We start from the raw sequence: 20594 nt of genomic DNA, 5'->3' as shown, positions 1-20594 counted from the left end.
CGAGAACTCCCAGCTAGAGTTCCGATCTGTGTCAGACAGTGGTAGCGACCGTACCGACCTACGGAACTTCGTCCCCGCCGACGAGGTGCGGGCTCGTGGGCGCGCGCTGCGCGAGCGTGTCCCGGTGACCGCCCGCGACCGCGACGCCGTCGGCCCGCGACGTCCGGGAGTGCTGGAATTCCTCGAGGCCAGTCATGCCGATCGGCTGCCGCATCTGGTCCCGTTGCGGGTGGGCCGGATGATGTCGGGACCGTTCACCTTCTACCGGGGTGCGGCCGGGTTGATGGCGGCCGATCTGGCGCACAGTGCGGTGAGCGGGCTCGACGCGCAGATCTGCGGCGACGCCCACGCCGCCAATTTCGGCCTGTACGGCACACAGCGCGGCGAAATCGTCATGGACATCAACGATTTCGACGAGACGATCCTCGGCCCGTGGGAGTGGGACCTGGAACGTCTCGCGGCCAGTCTCGTGCTGGCGGGCCGGGAATCCGGTGTCGACGAGGACGCCTGCCGGGCCGCGGCGCGTGACGCGGCGACCTCCTACCGGACCGCGATCGATCGGCTCGCCGAGATGCCGTTCATGGAGTCGTGGACGGCGTTGCCGGACGAGTCGGTGCTCAGCGCGGCCAAGGCCGACGATCTGCTGGACAATTTCAAGAAGGCGGCCAAGAAGGCGCGCAAGAACACCAGCGCCAAGGTGGCCTCGAAGTGGACCGAGCATATCGACGACCACGAGACCGGTGTCCGCAAACATCGATTCGTGAGCGACCCGCCGGTTCTCACGGCCGTGGACGAGCAGGTCGCCGAGGCGGTGATCGACGGTCTCGAACGCTACGTCGCCACGCTGCGGGAATCACGACGTAATCTGATCACCCGATTCGCGGTGTCCGACATCGCTTTCCGTATCGTCGGCACCGGCAGCGTCGGTTTGCACAGCTATGTGGCGCTGCTGCACGGCAACGACGGGGAATCGCTGGTACTGCAACTGAAGCAGTCGATCCCCTCGGCGCTGGCACCCTATCTGCCGCCGCGTCCGGATCGCCACGAGGGTGAGCGAATCGTCCAGGGCGCCAGGCATGTTCAAGCCGAGACCGATATCCTGCTCGGCTGGACCTCGATCGCGCTCGGCGAGCGGGAGTTGCCGTTCATCGTGCGCCAGTTCCGCAATCTCAAAGGCGCGATCGATCCGGCCGGACTCGGCGCCGAGGATCTCGACGATTACGGCCGACTGGCAGGGGCGCTGCTGGCGCGGGCCCATTCGCGGTCCCTCGATCCGCGCCTGACCTCCGGATATCTCAACGGCGACGAGAGTTTCGACGACGCGGTCAGCGCGTTCGCGGTCCGCTACGCCGACCGCACCGAGGCCGATCACGCCGAGTTGGTGGCCGCGGTGCAGGCCGGGAAACTGGCCGCCGAACTGCCCGCATAACCGTGTCTGCGGCGCGGGTGGCCGAATTACTCGTATCCTGTGCACTGTCGAGTGACGACGTGAAGGGCGGTCGCGAATGCTCGTGCGAGTGCAGAACCCGGCAGGCACGAATGCCGAACGGGCACTGATCGACTGGTTGCGCACCTGGAAGGATCCGGGCAGCCCGCACGGGGTTGCGACGATCAATTGCAGTCTGTTCCACGAGGATCGATTGCATCAGTTCGACGCGGTGGTCTGGACGCCGACCAGTTGCGTGGTGATCGAGGCGGAGGCGTTGTCCGCGCGCCAGGACGGCGTGCTGGATATTCCGCTCAACGGTCCGTGGACGATCGACGGCGAAGCGGCGACCCTGGAGGGCAGGGACCGGCGCACACCGCTGGACAAATCCCGTGAGCACACCTTCGCCCTGCAGAACTGGCTCGCCGCGCGCGGTCTCGGCCAGCGCGCGGTCCACGGGGTGGCGCTCATCGTTCCGTTGCGCGGCGCGCAGCTGAAGATCCAGCAGGCGTGGAACGACCCGAGTTTCGATGTCATCCTCGGCAATGATCCGGGCAGACTGCGCCACTATTTCGAGGTGCTGTCCGAGTCGGAGAAGCATCTGTGGACGGCCAACGACGTCGCGGTCGCGTTCCGCGGGCTGGGCATCCTGCCGTATCTGCCCGCACCGCAGGAGCTGCTGCACGAGGGTTTCATCGGCCCCATCGATATCACCCTGTGGCACGGCGGCCCGCAGCAGGCGCAGGCCGAGGCCTACGCCGAGGAGTTGGCCCAGGCCGAACGCGACGCGAAACCGCCGCTCATCCAGGCGCCCTGGTACAGCCCGTGGAAGCTGTATCCGACCGAGGCCGGTGACATCGATATGGGCCGAGCCTTCATGCGGACGTTGCTGACCATCGGCATGGTCATCGGTATCGCGTGGGTGCTGTGGTTCGTGATCATGGCGATCCTGAGCTACGGCCCGGGCTGATCGGACCCGCCACTCTCAGCCGGGGCGGCGGGCGGGGAATTCGACGGCGAGTTCGGCGAAGACCGCGGTGTTCAGGGCGAACGCCCGCTGCCCCTCATCGATCACGCGGCGGCGCTCGAGGTCGTCGACCGCCAACCCGTCGAGCAGTTGCCGGTACTCACGTTTGAAGGCGGCCGGGTTGTCGATGCCGTCGAAGACGTAGAACCGCACGCCGTCGCCGCGGCGCGGTAGATCCCACAATTTCTCGGCGGTGCCGCGGATCACCTGTCCGCCGGACAGGTCCCCGAGGTAGCGGGTGTAGTGGTGGGCGACATAGCCCGCGGGCCACTGTCGTGCGCATTCCTCGATCCGCGCGGCGTAGGCCGTGGTCGCGGGCAGCGCGGTGAGCCCGTCGCGCCAACGCGGTCCGATCAGGTGCGCGAGGTCACGCTCGAGTTCGGGTGTCCTCGCCAGTTCCGGCCGGATGAACGGCCCGGCGACCGGATCATCGGCGAGCACCTCCCAGTGCGATTCCAGCGCGCGGTAGATGAACCACAGCTGGGCGGTGTAGCGGTGGTAGGACGCGATACCGAGTGTCCCGCCGAGCATTTCGCCGATGAACGAGGAATTCTCGGCCTCGGCGTGTTGCCGTGCGGTCGCCGAACGGAGCGCAGCGGAGAACGTCACTGTTTCATCCGACATATCCGAACCACCTCACCGTCGCCGCGAGCATCTGCTATGGATACCCTTACCAGTCGCACCGACCATACCGGTTCGGCCGCCCGCGCACAGTTGTTCGGTCCGGGACCGAACCGACCGCCCCGGATCGGGGTCTACCCCGGACCGGGGTTCACTGCGCGGAGGACGCGCGCCTGCGCCTGCGCACGATCGGCCTGCGCAGCGAACCGAATCGGCGCAGGATCCGCGGCCGCAACTGGGTGCGGTCGAACCATTCGCCGAGGGTGACGCCCGCCGCGAGCGCGCAGCCGACGCCGAACGCCGCGAGCAGTTGATTGATCCCGAGCAGGAGTTCGTCGGTGAGCACGGCGTAGAGCCCCCGGTACACCTTCAGGCCGGGTAGCAGGGGCGTGATGCCCGCGACCGCGACGACCAGCGGCGGCGTCAGCGACCGCCGGGCCATCAGACCACCGGCCAGACCGACCACGGTGGCGGCGACGGCAGAGGAGATGATCGGCCCGAATCCGGCCTGCTGGACGAGCAGGAAGCAGATGATGCCCGCCGCGCCGCCCATCGCGGCGGCGGCCAGCGCGCGTCGTTCCGCGTAGCAGGCCAGGGCGAAGGCGAACGCGGCCACCGCGCCCGCGATCAGTTTGACCGGGAGATCGGTGATGTCGCGCCCGACGCTCATCTCGATGGACGGCACCGTCGCGCCGAGCACCTGCCCGAATCTGAGGGCGAACACGATGCCCGCGACGATGCCGCCGGTCATCATCATGACCTCGAGCAGTCGCGCCGACGCGGTGATCGGCGCGCCGGTGATCGCGTCCTGCACCGCGCCGACCAATTGCAGACCACTGAGCAGCACGGTGATCCCGGCGGCCACGATCAGGGTGGGATCGGCGCTGATCCCGAGTGGTTCGGCGAAGGTGGACAGGATGATGGCGGGCGTCGCGGCGACGGCGCCACCCGCCACGTGCTGGAAGAAGAACGGGAGACCGTAGCCGTTGAGCACCCGGTTCACCCGGTCGATGAGCAGGGTGGTGCCGAAACTGACCGCGGCCACCAACCAGCCGCCGCCGAGCAGCGCGCCGATGGCCGCGGCGAGCAGCGACCAGCCGAAGGTGGCGGTCCAGCGGTGGTAGGGGTGCGGCGCGGTGGTGATAGCGTCGAGTGCGGCGCGGGCGTCGTGGGGGGCGACGACCTGGGTACGGATACGGCGGGTGAGCCGGTCGACGGCCGCGAGCCTGGTGAAATCCAGCGAGCGGTAGTGCACCACCCGCATGGTGCTCGCGGGCGGCAACCGTGGGCCCCGATCGGCCCAGATGCGGATCGCGTCGTAGGTGACGTCGATATCGCAGCGCGCCAGGCCGTAGGTGGCCGCGATGAAGCGGACCTGGGCGCTGGTGTCGATCACGCCGGTCCCCGAAGCCAGCACGACCTCCCCGACCCGGACCGCGAGATCGAGTACCTCCGCGACCCGCGCGTCGTCGGCGAGGTCGATCGGTTGCAGCGGTGTGGGGGCCGAGACGATGGTGTCGGCCATCGCCTGCCGGTCCGCGACGAACAGGCCGACAGCCTGGGTGACCACCGGCACCCGCAGCACTCGCCTGCCGCGCAATCGGCCCCGGCGACCGGTGTGACCGGACGGGGACAACGTCTCGTCTGCTCCCGGGAGTGCGTCAAGACCCATGCTCGCGAAGGTAGTCAACGACCCGGCGATCGCGCATCCGCGCCTGGGAAACGCGTGTCGAGATCACAACCGACCAGCCGGTTCATCGCCCGGAGATCGGATTCACGACGATCGGGATCGCCGCGCGATCCGCGCGCGGACTCTTGGTGCGAACCTGCGGACAGTGGTAGAACTTGTTCTAATTCGACCGATGGGAGCGGAGCCGGTGCGGTACGGAATCGTGTTGTTCACCAGTGATCGGGGCATCTCGCCCGCCGTGGCGGCGGTCACCGCCGAGCGGAGCGGATTCGACTCGTTCCACGTGCCCGAGCACACCCACATCCCGGTGGTCCGCGCGGCCGCGCACCCGAGCACCGGCGACGCCACGTTGCCCGACGATCGCTACCTGCGCACCCTCGATCCGTGGGTGGCGCTGGCGACGGCCGCCGCGGTCACCGACCGGATCACCCTGTCGACGGCGGTGGCGCTGCCCGCCGAGCACCATCCGATCGCGCTCGCCAAGACCATCGCCTCGCTCGACCATCTGGCCGGCGGACGAGTCGGCCTCGGTGTCGGATTCGGGTGGAACACCGATGAACTCGCCCATCACGGGGTGCCCGCCGGTAAACGACGCACGGTGCTGCGCGAACATCTGGCGGCCATGCGCGCGCTGTGGACCACCGAGGAAGCCGCGTTCGAGGGGGAATTCGTGACCTTCGGTCCGAGTTGGTCGTGGCCCAAACCCGCCAGCAAGCACATCCCGGTGATTCTCGGCGCGGCGGGCGGCGAGAAATCCTTCACCTGGCTGGCGAAGAACGCCGACGGCTGGCTCACCACACCGACCGAGGGCGTGCTCGACGACAAGATCGCACTGCTGCACCGGATCTGGCGGGACAACGGCCGCGACGGCACACCGGAGATCGTCGCCCTCGCGGGCCGCCACGACGCCGACCAACTCGCCCGGTGGGCCGAAACAGGCGTCACCGAGGTCGTTTTCGGACTTCCCGACCTCGAGGCCGATGTCGTGCGCGGCTACATCGGCAAACTCGCGGGCAAACTGGGACTCACTGCCTACGACGGCCCGGATCGTCGCCTGGCCGAATACGCGCCGCCGACGATCTGAGCACCGGGATCAGCGCAGGTCGCGGCGACGGAATCCAGCGACACCGAGACCGACCAGCACCGCCGCGACGGCGAGCAGCCACAGGATCGGGGACCACTGCCACGGCGCGCCGGGCAGTTTCGGCGGATGCACGAACGGCACCACGTCGATGAGCCACTGCGGCAGTCCGTCGAGCGCTCCGAGGAAGAAGACGATCAGCATCGCGCTGAGCACCCCCCACGCCGTCGGGGCGAACCGGGGGGCCAGGCCCTGGACGGCCATCGCGATTCCGGTGATCACCCACACGGCGGGCACCTGGACCAGCGCCGCGCCGAGTCCGTCACCGACCTTCTCGGCGAACCCGCCGTCCATCGCGCCGTAGACCCCGCCGATGCACAGACCGGCGATCGTCAGCAGCACGACCGGGCCGAGCAGCGCGAAGAGCAGGTGGCTCGTCGCGTATCGGGCGCGACCGACGGCGCAGGCGAGGGTGGCCTCGGCGCGCTGGGCGGTCTCCTCCTCGTGCAATCGCAGCACCGCCGAGATCGAATAGGCCGCCGCGGCGATGGCGAGGAAGGACACCGCGAAGGTGATGAACGAGTTCTGCAACTGCTCGGTGCCGCCCATCCGCGCCAGCACATCCTTGACCTGCTGGCTGTCGCCGAGTATGTCGCCGACGCTGTCGATCGCCCCACCCATCAACAGGCCGTAGAGCAGGAATCCGACCGACCAGGCCAGCAGGCTGCCGCGATGCAGCCGCCAGGCCAGACCGGTCGCGCCGGACAGCCCGGCGGCGGCCCGTGGCGGGCCGGGCCGCTCGGCGAGCAGTCCCGATCCGGTGTCGCGGCGACCGAGCAGTACGTAGGCCGCGGCGGTACTCAGCACCGCGAGAGTCAGCAGCGGGACCAGCACCCACCAGCGTTCGTCGGCGTAGGGACGCATGTTGACGCACCAGCCCAGCGGCGAGAACCAGGACAGCACGCCGTTGCCCGCGTCACCGACCGCGCGCAGCGCGAACGCCGTGCCCAGCGCGGCGAAGGCGATTCCACGCGCGATCCGCGCGCCGGTGCTCACCTGCGCGGTGATCGCGGCCACCGAGGCCCAGACCAGCCCGGAACCGCCGAGGGCGGCGCCGTAGGCCAGCGAACCGGCGAGCGGCAGACCGCTGCTCAGCAAGGTGAGCGCGGCCAGTACACCGACGAGTACGCAGCCGACGGCCGTCATCGTCAGCGCGGCGGTGAGTCCGGCGTAGCGGCCGATACTGGTGGCGCCGACCAGTTCCGCGCGACCGGTCTCCTCCTCGACCCGCGTGTGCCTGATGACGGTCAGGATGACCGCGATCGCGATCAGCGCGTAGAACGGCCCCGCCTTCCACAGCCCGATCGAGCCGATATCGGTCCCGAAGACCGGGCCGTACATGGCGACGAGCGCGGGACTGTCGGTGATGGACCTCGCGTAGTTGTCGAGTTCGGCCTGGGTGCTGTACACGCTCTCGGTGCTGGCCACGTAGAAGGTCGGCAGCAGCCCGAAGGCGAGCACCCACAGCGGCAGCACGATCCGGTCGCGGCGCAGGTAGAGCCGCAGCATCTGCGCGGTACCGGCGAAATCCGTCGATCCGCGCAGAACCGGCGCGGTGAAACCGGATTCGGCGGTGACCGCGGTCATGCCCGCACCTTCTCCGCGGCCACGTCGACTCCGTCGACGTGATAGTGGCGCAGGAACAATTCCTCCAGGGTGGGCGGCGCGCTGGTGAGGCTGCGCACCCCGGTGTCGCCGAGTATCCGGATCAGTTCGCCCAGATGTTCGCCGTCGACCTGGCAGCGCAGCGTCGAACCGTCGCGCACGATATCGTCCACCCCGTCGATTCTGGTGAGATCGCCCGGGTCGCCGAGTAGTTCGGCGGTGATCGAGGTACGCGAGAGATGGCGCATGTCCGACAGCGATCCGCTTTCCACGGTGCGGCCGGACCGGATGATGGTCACCCGATCGCAGAGCGCCTCCACCTCGGACAGGATGTGACTGGACAGCAGGACTGTCGCGCCGCGTTCCCGCGCTTCGCGGGTGCATTCGCGGAATACCTGCTCCATCAACGGATCCAGGCCGGAGGTCGGCTCGTCGAGCAGCAGCAGGCCCACATTCGAGGCGAAGGCCGAGACCAACGCGACCTTCTGCCGATTGCCCTTGGAGTAGGTGCGCGCCTTCTTTCGTGGATCGAGGTCGAAACGTTCGATCAACTCGGCCCGCCGCCCGGCGTCGATACCGCTGCGCATGCGGGCGAGCAGGTCGATGGTCTCCCCGCCCGACAGCGACGGCCACAGCGTGACATCGCCGGGCACATAGGCGAGTTCGCGATGCAGGGCGACCGCGTCGGTCCACGGGTCACGGCCGAACAGTCGCGCACGACCCTCGGTGGCACGCAGGATGCCGAGCAGCACTCGGATCGTCGTCGACTTCCCCGCGCCGTTGGGCCCGAGGAAACCGTGGATCTCCCCCTCCTCGACCGACAGGTTCAGGCCGTCCAGGGCCGCGACATGTCCGAATGTCTTACGGAGATCAGTGATCTCGATTACCGGTGCAGCAGCTGAATCGGCCATCATCGCTCCTCGTCGAGTGCTTCGAGCATCGTGGAATCGGTCAACATTCCCTGCGTGTAGAGCTCGAGCGCCGGGAAGGTGGTCTCCTCGGCGATATCGCGAATCGCCTTGCGGTAGTCGATTTTTCCTTCGCGCTGCACACGCAGTTGCAGATACAGGTTCATGGCTCCGACATGGCAGAGCACGATGTAGCGGGCCCGGGCGGCCGGATCTCGACTCGGTTTGAGCTTGCCCGCCTCCACCGCGTCCTGCATGTATTTCTCGGCGTCGGCGATCATGTGCTCCAGCAGCGATTCGGCCAGCGACCCGCCCGCCTGGAAACTGCGCAGCATGTACGCGATGACGGGGGCGTACACCTCGATCTCGGCCAGGGCGTTGATCATGCCCGCCGGGCCGGGCGCCGCGATGGCCTTGCCCTTCTCGACCCTGATGATCTCGAGGATTCTCTCGTCGCAGACCGCGCGCAATCCGTCCTTGGAGCCGAAGTGATGGTTCACCAGCCCCGGGGATACCCCCGCCGCGGCGGCGATCGCCCTGACGCCGACCTGGAATCCGTTCTCACCGAAGACGTCGATCGCCGCGTCACGGATACGCGCGGCCGTCGTCAGGTCAGAGGTCATCGGATCGGCGGATCGTCGCGGTACCGGATCGTCGCGTCCGGAGCTCGATTAAACGCATGTTCAGCATCTTAAACACTCGTATAGTCGGGCGGCAAGAGTTGGATCACAGTTGTCGTGACGGCGGTTTGCCTCCGATCCTGCGGGCTATCGTCGGGTTATGGACACCGGCAGCTCATCGACGGCAGATCACCTTCGTGCGGCACTCGACGGCCCCTGGGGCGACGTCAGGGAGGAGGCACGCAAGCAGCTCGCGGGCGACGAATTCGCCGGTGATCCGCACCTGGACTACAAAGCCGCGCGTGCCCGCGTACTCGAGCAGATGCGCACCATCTCGACCATGGGCATCGCCGAGCGCGGATTCCGCCGTGAGAACGGCGGGACCGGCGAGCCCGGCGCCGCCGTGACCGGACTGGAGATGCTGGCCTACGCGGATCTGTCACTGTGGGTGAAAGCCGGCGTCCAGTGGGGCCTGTTCGGCGGCGCGGTGGAGAATCTCGGCACCGAACGGCACCGGGAGTACATCGAACGGCTGATCTCCCTCGACCTGCTCGGCTGTTTCGCGATGACCGAATCCGGCCACGGCAGCGATGTCGCCAATATCGAGACCACCGCGACCTACGATCCGGCCACCGAGGAATTCGTCATCCACTCCCCCACGCCGTCGGCCCGCAAGGACTACATCGGCGGCGCGGCCGAGCACGCCAGGATGGCGGCGGTCTTCGCCCAGCTGGTGACCGCCGGTGAGAACAAGGGTGTGCACTGCCTGCTGGTGCCGATCCGGGACGAGCAGGGCGCGGATCTGCCGGGCGTCACCACCTACGACGACGGCCTCAAAGGCGGTCTACCCGGGGTCGACAACGGGCGCATCGTGTTCGATCAGGTGCGGGTGCCGAGAGAGAACCTGCTCAACCGCTACGCCGACGTGGCTCCCGACGGCAGCTACACCTCCGATATCGAGAATCCGAGCCGACGCTTCTTCACCACACTCGGCACGCTGGTGCGCGGACGGGTCAGCGTCGGCGGCGCGGCGGCGGCGGGCGCCAGGGTCGCGCTGAGTATCGCGGTGCGCTACGCGCTCGCGCGGCGTCAGTTCTCCGACCCCGACACCGGCGAGGAAACGCTGCTGATGGACTACCGCAGCCATCAGCGCAGGCTGTTCCCGTTGATCGCGCGCTCGTTCGCGCTGGCGTTCGCCCAGAACGACCTGGTGCGGCGCATGCATCTGGTCCAGACCGGACAGAATCTCGATCCCGAGGCGCAGCGGTCGCTGGAGAAGCGGGCCGCCGGACTCAAGGTCGCCCAGACCCGGCACGCCACCCGCGCGATCCAGGAATGCCGCGAGGCCTGCGGTGGCGCGGGCTACCTCACCGAGAATCGGCTGGTGACGCTCAAGGCCGACACCGACGTGTTCACCACCTTCGAAGGCGACAACGTCGTGCTCACCCAGCTGGTCGCCAAGGAGCTGCTCACCTCCTACGCCGACGAGGTCCGCGATCTGGACGCGCTCGGCTGGGTCCGTTTCGCCGCGACCATGGCCGGTGACGTGGTGCGAAAGCGTTCCGGGGTGCGCCAGATGATCCAGACCATGCGCGACCGCAACGACGAATCGGTCGACGAGGGTGATCTGTCACGCCGCTCGGTTCAGCTGCAACTGTTCGCCGATCGCGAGGACTACCTGGTCCGCACCGCCGCGCACCGGTTGCGCGCGCGGGCGAAGGAGACCGGCCCGTTCGAGGCGTTCAACAACGCCCAGGATCACATCCTGGCCGCCGGTACCGCGCATATCGACCGCCTGGTCCTGGAGGCGTTCATCGACGGCCTCGCCGATATCGAGGACGACGACGCCCGCCACCTGGCCGAAGCCGTCTGCGATCTGTTCGTCTACTCGCTGGTGGAGGAGCACTCGGCCTGGTTCATCATGCACCGGTTCATGTCGGTGGAACGGGCCAAGGCGGTGCGCCGCGGCGTCAACGAACTCGTCGACCGGCTGCGCCCCGACGCGCTCACCCTGGTGGAGGCCATGGGCGTCCCCGAATCGATGCTGCGCGCCGCGATGCTCGACGACGCGAGCGTCTACGACCGACGCTGAACTCGCGGTCCCTCGCGGAATCGGGTCCCGATTCCGCGAGGGACGTTCAGTAGGCGCCCTCGCCGCGCGCGACCGCGCCGATCGTCTTGGCGATCAACAGCAGATCGAGCACCATCGACCAGTTCTCGACGTAGGACAGGTCCAGCCGGACCGCGTCCTCGACGGAGAGATCGGATCGACCGCTGACCTGCCACAGTCCGGTGACGCCCGGTTTCACCAGCAGGCGCCGTCGCATCTCCCCGTCGTAGGAGTCGACCTCGCGCTGCACCTGGGGACGCGGGCCGACAACGCTCATCTCACCGCGCAGGACGTTGAGGAATTGCGGCAGTTCGTCCAGGCTGAATTTGCGCAGGAAGCGTCCGACCGGGGTGACGCGCGGATCCTGCTTCAACTTGAAGAACACCGGATTGCCGCCGTTGTGCTCGATCAGATCGACCACGTCGCGATCGGCGCCGATGTACATGCTGCGGAATTTGATCATGCGGAAAGGTGTGCCGCCACGACCGATCCGCTCCGACAGGTAGAACACCGGACCGGCACTGGTCGCCTTGACCGCTACCGCGATGACGAGGAGCACGGGCAGGATCGCGAGGAGGACGGCCGCCGAGAAGCCGAGGTCGAAAACCGCCTTGCCGGTCGATTTCGCGCGGTCGTACCTGGGCTTGGCGATGTGCAGCATCGGCATACCCGCCACGAGTCGATTGGTGAGCCTGGCCCCGGAGATGTCGACCACGCCCGGAGCGACCACGAGTTCCACCCCGAGTGGATCGAGTTCCCAGGCCATCCGGCGCAGTTCGACGGGCCCCAGGTAGTCGGTGGCGGTTACCGCGACGGTATCGGCGCCACTGCGACGCACCGCGTCGACCACCGAGCGGTCGTCACCGACCACCGAGACGGTCCGATCGGTGGCGTGCAGCCCGAATCCGACGCTGCCGGGTATCCCGTCCGGCACACAGACGCCGACCACCTTGTATCCGGTCGCGAGATCGCGGGAGAACGCCGTGGCCATCGCCTGGGCCGCTTCCGGCGGCCCGACCACGAGAACCGAGGTCAGGTAGTCGCCGCGACCGCGCCGCCGCGCCCGGATCCGCAGCCGCCAGGCGAGTCTGCTGAACATCAGTCCGAGCAGGCCCAGCGGCAGCGCGATCGCGAGGTATCCGCGCGCGAACTCGATCTGGAAGATCAGCGAGATGATCGCGAGCACGCCGAACAGCCGCAGCGTCGCCGAGACGAGCCGCCGATACTCCTCGGTCCCGCTGCCGATCACCTGCGGTGACCGGGTGTTGCACGCGACGAGGAAACCCATCCAGCTCACCGCGAGCACCGCGGAGACGACGGTGTATCCCACCTCGTACGGCAGTGTCCACGCCAGCGGTGGCGCCACCGGACCGCCGAACCGGATGACCTGCGCCAGGATCACCGCCGCAACGATCACCGCGAAATCGGTCGCTTCCAAGCGCCTCACATAGTCGGCTTGCCAGCGTTCCCGGTCCGATCGCGGCGACACAGCGGCGGACACCGGCACATCGAGGTCGTCGCCCTCGGAGAGCTCGAAGCTCATGAACACACACCTCCCCCTGGGAGAGAATCGTCGCCCCCGATCGACATCGATCGGTCCCCTCGGCAAACACGAGGCGCCCGGGGTGTTCGGTCATTCGGCGCCCGACAGGTGATTGTTACAGACCACATTCCGATTCACACATCTAATGACAAGGGGCACAAAGTATTCCACGGGTTAGCGGAGTGGATGAAGATCACCCGATCCGACCGTGCGCAATACCGGACTCCGACCCCTGCCCGGGGAATCCCCGAAAGCCGCGCCGGTAGCCCGCTGGATGCTACCCGGCGAACCGGATGGCAGGTAGTCCGGAACCCGCTATCACACAGATGATTTCGCCCTCGTCGGCCGACCCCCCGACGTCGGCGATGTCGGATCGCTATGAACCACCGCGCGCGGGGCGGTGCGGCGGTGCGCAAGCCGCCAGCTTTTCGGGCGATCGAAATCCCCTCCGGCGCGGTAGATTCACATATCGGACACAGGGAGGTAACCCGATGAAGGTCGTGCTGTTCTGCGGCGGGTACGGCATGCGGATGCGGGAGGGCTCCGACGACGTGGTGCCCAAGCCCATGCAGATGGTCGGCAATCGACCGCTGATCTGGCATGTGATGCGGTACTACGCGCATTACGGCCACACCGATTTCATCCTGTGCCTCGGATACGGCGCCGCGCACGTGAAGAACTACTTCCTCACCTACCAGGAATCGGTCTCCAACGATTTCGTGCTGCGCGACGGCCGGGTGGAACTGCTGAGCGAGGATATCGCCGACTGGTCGATCACCTTCGTCGACACCGGACTCGAATCGGCCATCGGGGAGCGACTGCGCCGGGTGCGCGGGCATCTCGGCGCGGACGAGGTCTTCCTGGCCAACTACGCCGACGTGCTCACCGACGCGCCCCTCGACACCATGATCGAGCAGTTCACCGCCTCCGGCGCGGCCGCGTCGATGCTGGTGGTGCCACCACAGCAGTCGTTCCACTGCGTCGATCTCACGCCGACCGGCGAGGTCAAGGAGATCATGCCGATCTCGCGCATGCCGCTGTGGGAGAACGGCGGATACTTCGTCCTCACCCGCGAGATCTTCGACCTACTGCCACCGGGCGGTGATCTCGTCGCCGACGCCTGCGGCGCGCTCGCCGGGCAGGGCAGACTCTTCGGCTATCGGCACCAGGGGTTCTGGAAGCCCGCCGACACCTTCAAGGAACGCGCCGAACTCGACGCGGCCTACCACAGCGGCGAGCGGCCGTGGATGGTCTGGGAGTCGGCGCCCCGGTGACCCTGCCACACCATCCGCAGCACCTGCTCCCAACTCCCGGCGGACGCGTCGCGCGGCGAGACGACGCTGACCGGCAGCGGCCATTCGATCCCGAGATCCGGATCGTCGTAGGCGACGCCGATATCCTCGGCGGGGTCGTGCGGCCGATCGATGCGGTAGCACACGTCGGCCGTGGTGGTGAGCGCCTGGAATCCGTGCAGGAACCCCGGCGGCACGTACAGGTGGTGGAACTCGGCGTCATCGAGACGGAACGCCTGCTGCCGACCGAAACTCGGCGATCCGGGACGGATGTCGACCAGCACGTCGAACACCGCGCCGTGGGCGCACCGCACCAGTTTGGCCTCGCCGCGCCCGCGCCTGCCGTGCATACCCCGCACCACACCCCGGCCCGAACGGGACTGGGAATCCTGGAGGAAGGCGGCGCCCGCACCGGGCACGCCGAGGTACTCCTCGAAGATCTCCACGTCGAAAGTCCTCGTGAACAGGCCCCGATCGTCCCTGAATGGCTGCGGTATCAGCAGCAGGACGTCGGCGAGCTCCGTCTGCTCGATACGCACCGCGTCATCGTGCCACGAACGACCGGGTGCCGCTATGTCCGAATCGTCCCGCACCGGCCTTCGGCCCAGCGCGCGCCCCCAGCGGTCATTGTCGGACTCGACCGGCCGGAACGGGGGTCGATCGGCTAGTTTGAACTCGCTGCGCCGCATCGAATTTGCCGATGGTGACGCAGCACACAGTCCGGAAAAAGAGAGAAATCTGATGAGGGAAACCACCCGGCTCCGATCCCGGAGCGTACGAGTTCTGACCATGGCCTCGATCGTCGCCGCGGGGCTGGCATTCGGAAACGGATCGGCCGCCGCGGCGGTCGACAACAGCAGTTCCATCGTCGACCGGGCCCAGCGCACGGTCGAGGCGATCCAGGCCGACACCACGATCGATTCCGTGCCGCCGCTCGACAGCAATCCGTTGACCAGGGAGTGGTTCCACAACGGGTCGGCGGGCTTCAAGGTCTCCGGTCCCGACGCGAAGGACTGGAAGGGCCACATCACCTTCGGCTACCAGGTCGGCTACCCGGCGACGGTGGGCGGAAAGATCAAATTCGAGTACTCCACCCCCGGCCTCGGTGTGGATCTCGGTGGCGCCGATATCGGCGTGCTGAAGATCGACAGCCTGATCCCGAAGGCGGGCGTACAGCTCGAGGCGGGTTTCGGCCCCGGCATCCAGACCATCGAATGCGCGGGCGGGGACGTCTCGGGCACCGAGGGCTTCATCCGGCTGTCCGGATTCCACGCGACCATCACCGGCGTGCTCGGCCAGACCAATATCCGGCCGTTCGTCAAGCTCGTGAGCGCCGACGGTGACACCGTGATCACCTACGGCAAGCCCTGGACCCTCTGATCCGGCTACGCCCTCGCCCGGTTTTCACGTCCGAAACGGCGTTCTCGGGTGAGGGCGAACCGTCGACGAGGCACGCGCCGCGCGGCCTCCGCGCAGCGTGCCCGGATCGACGCGGTAGCGTACGGAACCCGGGAAGGGGCCTGCGATACTGGTCGGGAGACTGCACAATGACCGATGACGCCATCCGTCGACGACGACTGCTGGCCGTTTCCCTCGGCGCCGCCGCCGTGCTGCCACTGGCCGCGTGCGCGACCGCCGAGCAGGAGCAACCGGATACCGAGTTCCGCTCCCCCACGGTGACCGACGCGCCCGCGGCACGCAATGTGCGCGATTTCGGCGCCGTCGGTGACGGCCTCGCCGACGACACCGCCGCGATCGCCGCCGCGGTCGCCGCGTCCGAAGGCCCCCCGGTGCTCTACCTGCCCGCGGGCCACTACCGGGTGACGTCCTTCCCCGAACTGCCCGACTTCGCCACGGTGCTCGGCGACGGCCCCGACATCTCGACGCTGGTCTGCGAGACCGACACCACGCTGATCTCGTTGCGCAATCGCAGCAGGGTGCGGTTCTCCCGGCTCGGGATCTACATGTCGGGCCCGCGCTCCACCGCCGTCGTCCTCACCGAATGTTTCCGGTGTTCCTTCGACGCGGTGGTGATCCGGGGCAACCATCTGAGCAGCAATCACCCGCAGTTCCTCGCCCAGCGCGGCGTGGTGCTCGAGGGCAACACCGGCGGCACCGCGTTCATCAACTGCGATATCAACAATTTCGGTGTCGGCATCACCACCTCGTGCATCCAGAACTATGTGACCTCGTCCAAACTCACCAGCAATTTCATCGGCGTCCTCGGCACCGGCAACGATCACAACGCGGGTCTGGCGCTGACCAATGTCGAATTCGTCTCCGACCACGACCCGAAGACCACCGACAAACACCTCGCCATCGACGGGGCCGCCAACGACTGGTGGTTGACCAATGTCTGGTTCGAGGGCGCCGATATCGCGGTGTCGGTCGGCGACCGCGAGCGCGGCGGGCCCGCCCAGTTCGGCATGGTCAACTGCAAGGTCGCGGCCCGTTCGGTCGCGATCGACCTGGTGTACTGCCGTCAGCCCTACCTCGCCAACGTCGTGTTCGATCCGGATCTGGAACGGCCTCCGATCGAACTGCGGATCGATCCGGCGGGCTGCCCCGAGGGCACGGCCGTCAACCTGATCTCCAGTGCCGGAGAGGATTTCGCGCCGGGACAGTTCCCCGACCGCTGGCACGTGCTCGGGCGGGGCAGCATGCGCGCACCGCGCTTCGAGGGCACGATCGTCGGCAGGGCCGGACGCGGCGACGCCGACATCATGCAGGCCCAGGGACCCGACGGCGATGTGCGATCGGCCGTACTATCCAGTGGAGCGTGGCTTTCCGACCGGCCCGAAGGCGGGGTCGTGCTCAAGGACAACGACGGCGGCTACTGGCGGCTGACCGTCTCCACCGATGGCGCCGTCCGCACCTCCCCGCTGGGACGCCAGCGACCCAAGGGGTGAGCCGTGCCCGACCATCCGACCACCCTGTCACGGGTCAGGCTCGGTCCGGTCACCCTGCACGGCGCTACCATCGTCCTGCGGCCGCCGCGGATCGATGACTACTCCCGGTGGCGGCAATTGCGCCTGTACGACCGTCACCGGATCGAACCGTTCTGGTCGAGTTCGCCGCTGGACTGGCCCGCGCGGCACACCCCGCGACACTGGATCCACGAATATCTCGCGGGCCGAGCGGGCGAGCGTGCGGCACGCAGACTCGGGCTGGTGATCGAGGTCGACGGCCTGCTGGCCGGGCAGGTCGAACTGGCCCACATCGATTTCGTTTCCGGCAGCGCCGAACTCGGGCTCTGGATGTCCTCGCAACTGGCGCGCCACGGCATCGCGGCACTGGCGACGGCGTTGATCGTGGATTTCGCGTTCGGCACGGCGGGTCTACGGCGGATCACCGCGCCGATCTCACCGGCGAATGTCGCGACCGGGGCCGGAGCGCAGCGGCTCGGCTTCCGCCGCGAAGCGCTCATGGCGAGGTACTTCGACGCGGGCGGCGCACCGCAGGATCACGAACTGTGGGCCATCACCGACCGGACCGCCCCGCGAGAAGGTCTGACCGAGTACTGGATCCGGCACCGCTCCGGACGGCCGCCGCGCAGCGAGCCGCCACCGGAACTGCCGGATATCCGGCCGCCACGCCACACCGAGGTACTCGTCGCGATCGCCAGGTATCACGCGGGCCGGGTTCTGCGTTCGGCCGACCCGCTGTGGTACGCGCAGCGCATCCGGCTCACCGACCCGCGCCATCCCGGTCTGGTGGTGCGCAGTCCCGAACACGCCGATCTCGCCACCGGGGCGGCCCGGTGGCGGCCCGCCGGCGCCGGTACGGGACGTCCGAGGGGATGGACCTTCGGGCGGGCGCGGCCCCGGCGCGACACTCCCCCGCCCGACCTGGTGCTCGCGATCGAGGACGACGGCGCGTTCGTCGGCGAGGTGCGCCTGTTCGAGGCCGATATGTTCAACCGGCACGCCCGGCTGTTCGCGTGGACCGATCCGACGCTGCCCCCTCCCTCGATACGCAGGATCCGCACGATCGCCATCAGGCTCGTCGTGGAATACGCGCTGACGGTCCTGCGCATGATCCGCGTCGCCGCCGAGATCGAACCCGACGATATCGAGTTCGCCGAGCTGGCCGCACGCGCGGGCATGGAGTGGGAGGGGCGTTTGCACGATTTCGTCGGCGTCACCGGACGCCGCGCCGACCACGACCTGTGGGCCGTGACCGTCCCCGATTCCCGGACCGCGCGGCGGCTCTACCGCACGATCGGCGCGGAGGGCCGGTAGCGGCGGATGGTGTCGGCGACGGCGTCCGCGGAGGTGGACAGGTCGGCGGTATCGATGCGGTAGGGATCGAAATGGCGCGCGACCACCGTCATCCTGCGCCCGCCCGCGATGTGGATCAGTTCGATCTCCGACCAGGCGAACGCGGTCACCAGTCCGCCGTGCCAGTGGCTCAATCCGTCCGCGGTGATGACAAGGCGGGGGGTCGTGCGCCAGATCTCGCGCGCCGCCCACAGTCCGACCCCGCCGATCGCGCACCACAGGATTCCGAACACGAGTCCGAATTCGGGCTCGAACCGATCGAGATTCGCGGCGTTCTCCGCGCCGTAGGCGAGCAGGGCCGACACCACCACCGCCGTACCCGCCCCGCCGAACAGGATTCCGGCCGCCAGGCACAGCCACGTATCGAGCACCGCCGTCGGCGCCTGCCGATACGTTGTCGACGACATGGGAACCACCTCGCTGTCGACGAACCGGCCGTCGAAGGACCCGTGATCGAACTCTTCGATTGTACGGCGGCACACCGTTCGCGGCACGCCGAACGTTGGTCGGAACGACACACCGCGTCCGGTGCATGAACGGCCGACGCGTGGGAAAGTCTCGCGTATGCGCGAGTCCCGTTCCATCGCCGGTGTCGTCATCGGATTCCTCGCTCTCGGCATGCTCGCCGGGTGCGCTCCCGCCACCGACGAGAGGTCGCCCGCGACCACCTCCGGCGGCGCCCCGCTGATCTCGACCGATGATCTCGTCGGCGTGAAACCGGACGAGGTGCACCTGTTCGGGTTCAACGACCTGCACGGCAATCTCGAGCCGCCGCAGGGGTCGACGGGCAAGATCGCGGGATACGACGCGGGTGGCGCGGTGTATCTCGCGACGCACCTGGCCAGGCTGAAAGCGGCCTATCCCGCCAGCGCGGTGGTGTCGGCGGGCGACAATATCGGCGCGAGCCCGCCGATATCAGGCCTGTTCCACGATGAGCCGACCATCGCGTTCATGAATACGGTCGGCGTCGCCGCCTCGGCGGTCGGCAATCACGAATTCGACGACGGCGTCATCGAATTGGGGCGATTGCAGCGGGGCGGGTGCGCCCCCGACGGCTGCACGCCCGGCGAGCCGTTCACCGGCGCGAAATTCCCGTTCCTGGCCGCGAATGTCACCGACGCGTCGGGCGAACTCCCGCCCGCGCTGCGCGCATGGACGATGGTGGAGATCGGCGGGCGCAAGATCGGCGTCGTCGGCACCGTCACCGCCGACACCGCGAATATCGTGATGCCGGAAGGGATCCGGGGCTACAACTTCGGCGACCAGGTAAGCGCGATCAACGCTTACGTCCCCGAGATGAAGGCGGCGGGTGCGGAGACGATCGTGGCGCTCGTGCACGACGGCGGCGCGCAACAGACCACGGGGACCGGCCCGGTCGACTACAACGGCTGCGCCGATGTCGGGCCGGAGGTCACCGCACTCGCCACCCGCACCGACCCCGCGGTCCGCGCGGTGCTCACCGGACACACCCACCAGCCCTACGTCTGCGCGGTGGACGGGAAAGTGGTCACCCAGGCCGCGTCCTACGGCAGGCTGATCACCGATGTCACCCTGCGGTTCGGCGCGGACGGCGTGCAGGCCTCGGCGGTGAACCGGGTGGTCACCCGCGAGGTCACCCCCGACGCGAACGCGACCGCACTGGTGAATTTCTATGCCGAGCAGGCGCGCCCGCGTGCGGCGCGGGTGGTCGGGACGACGGCCGTCGCCCTGCCGCACGATCCCGGCCCGTCCGGCGAATCACCGCTTGGCAGCGTGGTCGCCGACTCCATGCTGAGCGCGACCGCCCCGGCTCCCTCGACCGCCGTCGCGGCGTTCACCAACCCCGGCGGTGTCCGCGCCGACCTGAAAGCGGGTCCGATCACCTACGGCGACATCTACACGGTCCAGCCGTTCGGGAACCAGGTCGTGACCCTCACCCTCACCGGGCAGCAGGTGCTGCGCCTGCTCGAGCAACAGTGGAGCAACGGAAGTAGGAGCACTGTGCTGTCCCCGGCGGGCCTCACCTACACCTACGTCGATTCGGCGCCGAAGGATCAGAAGGTCGTCGCCGCGAGCGTTCGCATCGGAGGTCAGCCGCTCAACCCGGTCGCGACCTACCGGATCACCACCAACAGCTTCCTCGCCTCCGGCGGCGACGGATTCACGGTCTTCACCGAAGGCACCGACAAGACCGTCGGCCCGACCGACCTCGGCGCGTTCGAATCCTTCCTGACCTCCCACCCCGACGTGCAGGCTCCCACTCCTCGCGTCGAAAAGAAGTAATTCGATATTCTGTTCGCGCCGATGTGACCGGCGCATCAATAACTCCGATGTGTATATGAAAACTGTTGT

At 68.1% G+C, this 20594-nt stretch carries 17 protein-coding genes; 9 read left to right on the top strand and 8 right to left on the bottom strand.

Annotated elements, in window-relative coordinates:
- The first annotated feature begins 28 nt into the window (after positions 1 to 28).
- Positions 29 to 1429 carry a DUF2252 domain-containing protein gene (locus DAT37_RS09245; protein WP_109524276.1) on the top strand — a complete coding sequence of 467 codons (1401 nt, stop codon included), beginning with the start codon at positions 29 to 31 and terminating at the stop codon, positions 1427 to 1429.
- 88 nt (positions 1430 to 1517) lie between these two features.
- Positions 1518 to 2396 (top strand): nuclease-related domain-containing protein, encoded by an 879-nt coding sequence (locus DAT37_RS09240; protein WP_232839606.1) that lies wholly within the window; start codon positions 1518 to 1520, stop codon positions 2394 to 2396.
- Positions 2397 to 2411: 15 nt separating this feature from the next.
- Here the strand turns inward: DAT37_RS09240 and DAT37_RS09235 are convergent, their stop codons facing one another.
- Both DAT37_RS09235 and DAT37_RS09230 read right to left on the bottom strand, forming a co-directional pair.
- The gene (locus DAT37_RS09235) at positions 2412 to 3077 is read right to left on the bottom strand and encodes a biliverdin-producing heme oxygenase (RefSeq protein WP_109524274.1); all 666 of its coding nucleotides are present in this window, start codon (positions 3075 to 3077) and stop codon (positions 2412 to 2414) included.
- A gap of 148 nt (positions 3078 to 3225) precedes the next feature.
- On the bottom strand, positions 3226 to 4746 hold the full coding sequence (locus DAT37_RS09230; protein ID WP_109524273.1) for a threonine/serine exporter family protein: 1521 nt from the start codon (positions 4744 to 4746) through the stop codon (positions 3226 to 3228).
- A 205-nt stretch (positions 4747 to 4951) separates the two neighbouring features.
- On the opposite strand from DAT37_RS09230, the gene DAT37_RS09225 reads away from it, so the two are divergent.
- Complete coding sequence (locus DAT37_RS09225) at positions 4952 to 5848, top strand: TIGR03619 family F420-dependent LLM class oxidoreductase (protein WP_109524507.1); 897 nt, start codon at positions 4952 to 4954, stop codon at positions 5846 to 5848.
- A gap of 9 nt (positions 5849 to 5857) precedes the next feature.
- Here the strand turns inward: DAT37_RS09225 and DAT37_RS09220 are convergent, their stop codons facing one another.
- From DAT37_RS09220 to DAT37_RS09210, 3 genes are read right to left on the bottom strand one after another with little or no spacing between them, the layout of a single operon-like run.
- Positions 5858 to 7492 (bottom strand): ABC transporter permease, encoded by a 1635-nt coding sequence (locus tag DAT37_RS09220; protein ID WP_109524272.1) that lies wholly within the window; start codon positions 7490 to 7492, stop codon positions 5858 to 5860.
- Positions 7489 to 8421, bottom strand: coding sequence for an ABC transporter ATP-binding protein (locus tag DAT37_RS09215; RefSeq protein WP_109524271.1), 933 nt, complete (start codon positions 8419 to 8421; stop codon positions 7489 to 7491). The genes DAT37_RS09220 and DAT37_RS09215 overlap by 4 nt, the downstream gene beginning before the upstream one ends.
- Positions 8421 to 9041 carry a TetR/AcrR family transcriptional regulator gene (locus DAT37_RS09210; RefSeq protein ID WP_109524270.1) on the bottom strand — a complete coding sequence of 207 codons (621 nt, stop codon included), beginning with the start codon at positions 9039 to 9041 and terminating at the stop codon, positions 8421 to 8423. Before DAT37_RS09210 ends, DAT37_RS09215 begins: the two co-directional genes overlap by 1 nt.
- Positions 9042 to 9198: 157 nt before the next feature.
- On the opposite strand from DAT37_RS09210, the gene DAT37_RS09205 reads away from it, so the two are divergent.
- Positions 9199 to 11130 carry an acyl-CoA dehydrogenase family protein gene (locus tag DAT37_RS09205; RefSeq protein ID WP_109524269.1) on the top strand — a complete coding sequence of 644 codons (1932 nt, stop codon included), beginning with the start codon at positions 9199 to 9201 and terminating at the stop codon, positions 11128 to 11130.
- A gap of 46 nt (positions 11131 to 11176) precedes the next feature.
- Here the strand turns inward: DAT37_RS09205 and DAT37_RS09200 are convergent, their stop codons facing one another.
- Positions 11177 to 12691, bottom strand: coding sequence for a sugar transferase (locus DAT37_RS09200; RefSeq protein WP_109524506.1), 1515 nt, complete (start codon positions 12689 to 12691; stop codon positions 11177 to 11179).
- A gap of 491 nt (positions 12692 to 13182) precedes the next feature.
- Between DAT37_RS09200 and DAT37_RS09195 the strand changes: the two genes are divergently transcribed.
- Entirely contained in the window at positions 13183 to 13965 is a 783-nt protein-coding gene (locus tag DAT37_RS09195; RefSeq protein ID WP_109524268.1) for a glycosyltransferase family protein, read from the top strand.
- Here DAT37_RS09195 and rfbC read toward each other — a convergent pair.
- The gene (rfbC, locus tag DAT37_RS09190; RefSeq protein ID WP_109524505.1) at positions 13914 to 14522 is read right to left on the bottom strand and encodes a dTDP-4-dehydrorhamnose 3,5-epimerase; all 609 of its coding nucleotides are present in this window, start codon (positions 14520 to 14522) and stop codon (positions 13914 to 13916) included. The genes DAT37_RS09195 and rfbC overlap by 52 nt on opposite strands.
- 250 nt (positions 14523 to 14772) lie before the next feature.
- On the opposite strand from rfbC, the gene DAT37_RS09185 reads away from it, so the two are divergent.
- The 3 genes from DAT37_RS09185 to DAT37_RS09175 all read left to right on the top strand — a co-directional run bounded on the left by DAT37_RS09185 (position 14773) and on the right by DAT37_RS09175 (position 18224).
- Positions 14773 to 15363: an MspA family porin gene (locus tag DAT37_RS09185; protein WP_198654156.1), complete on the top strand. Its 591-nt coding sequence runs from the start codon at positions 14773 to 14775 to the stop codon at positions 15361 to 15363.
- A gap of 167 nt (positions 15364 to 15530) precedes the next feature.
- Positions 15531 to 16892 carry a glycosyl hydrolase family 28-related protein gene (locus tag DAT37_RS09180; protein ID WP_109524266.1) on the top strand — a complete coding sequence of 454 codons (1362 nt, stop codon included), beginning with the start codon at positions 15531 to 15533 and terminating at the stop codon, positions 16890 to 16892.
- A 3-nt stretch (positions 16893 to 16895) separates the two neighbouring features.
- The gene (locus DAT37_RS09175) at positions 16896 to 18224 is read left to right on the top strand and encodes a GNAT family N-acetyltransferase (RefSeq protein WP_109524265.1); all 1329 of its coding nucleotides are present in this window, start codon (positions 16896 to 16898) and stop codon (positions 18222 to 18224) included.
- Here DAT37_RS09175 and DAT37_RS09170 read toward each other — a convergent pair.
- Positions 18194 to 18670, bottom strand: coding sequence for a hypothetical protein (locus tag DAT37_RS09170; protein WP_157978368.1), 477 nt, complete (start codon positions 18668 to 18670; stop codon positions 18194 to 18196). The genes DAT37_RS09175 and DAT37_RS09170 overlap by 31 nt on opposite strands.
- Before the next feature lie 157 nt (positions 18671 to 18827).
- Between DAT37_RS09170 and DAT37_RS09165 the strand changes: the two genes are divergently transcribed.
- Positions 18828 to 20525 (top strand): bifunctional metallophosphatase/5'-nucleotidase, encoded by a 1698-nt coding sequence (locus DAT37_RS09165; RefSeq protein ID WP_232839605.1) that lies wholly within the window; start codon positions 18828 to 18830, stop codon positions 20523 to 20525.
- Positions 20526 to 20594 lie beyond the last annotated feature (69 nt).

The sequence above is a fragment of the Nocardia aurea genome, from assembly GCF_003123685.1.
Classification (GTDB): Bacteria; Actinomycetota; Actinomycetes; order Mycobacteriales; family Mycobacteriaceae; genus Nocardia; species Nocardia aurea.
The sequence above is the reverse complement of the archived record's forward strand: the minus strand, read 5'-3'. Positions and strand labels throughout refer to the sequence as shown.

Excerpts from the sequence above, each read along its gene's own strand:
- DAT37_RS09205 (WP_109524269.1), top strand. The coding sequence starts at position 9,199 with ATGGACACCGGCAGCTCATCGACGGCAGATCACCTTCGTGCGGCACTC.
- DAT37_RS09180 (WP_109524266.1), top strand. The coding sequence starts at position 15,531 with ATGACCGATGACGCCATCCGTCGACGACGACTGCTGGCCGTTTCCCTC.
- DAT37_RS09220 (WP_109524272.1), bottom strand. The coding sequence starts at position 7,492 with ATGACCGCGGTCACCGCCGAATCCGGTTTCACCGCGCCGGTTCTGCGC.
- DAT37_RS09185 (WP_198654156.1), top strand. The coding sequence starts at position 14,773 with ATGGCCTCGATCGTCGCCGCGGGGCTGGCATTCGGAAACGGATCGGCC.
- DAT37_RS09210 (WP_109524270.1), bottom strand. The coding sequence starts at position 9,041 with ATGACCTCTGACCTGACGACGGCCGCGCGTATCCGTGACGCGGCGATC.
- DAT37_RS09165 (WP_232839605.1), top strand. The coding sequence starts at position 18,828 with ATGCGCGAGTCCCGTTCCATCGCCGGTGTCGTCATCGGATTCCTCGCT.
- DAT37_RS09230 (WP_109524273.1), bottom strand. The coding sequence starts at position 4,746 with ATGGGTCTTGACGCACTCCCGGGAGCAGACGAGACGTTGTCCCCGTCC.
- DAT37_RS09195 (WP_109524268.1), top strand. The coding sequence starts at position 13,183 with ATGAAGGTCGTGCTGTTCTGCGGCGGGTACGGCATGCGGATGCGGGAG.
- DAT37_RS09200 (WP_109524506.1), bottom strand. The coding sequence starts at position 12,691 with ATGAGCTTCGAGCTCTCCGAGGGCGACGACCTCGATGTGCCGGTGTCC.
- DAT37_RS09215 (WP_109524271.1), bottom strand. The coding sequence starts at position 8,421 with ATGGCCGATTCAGCTGCTGCACCGGTAATCGAGATCACTGATCTCCGT.
- DAT37_RS09235 (WP_109524274.1), bottom strand. The coding sequence starts at position 3,077 with ATGTCGGATGAAACAGTGACGTTCTCCGCTGCGCTCCGTTCGGCGACC.
- DAT37_RS09170 (WP_157978368.1), bottom strand. The coding sequence starts at position 18,670 with ATGTCGTCGACAACGTATCGGCAGGCGCCGACGGCGGTGCTCGATACG.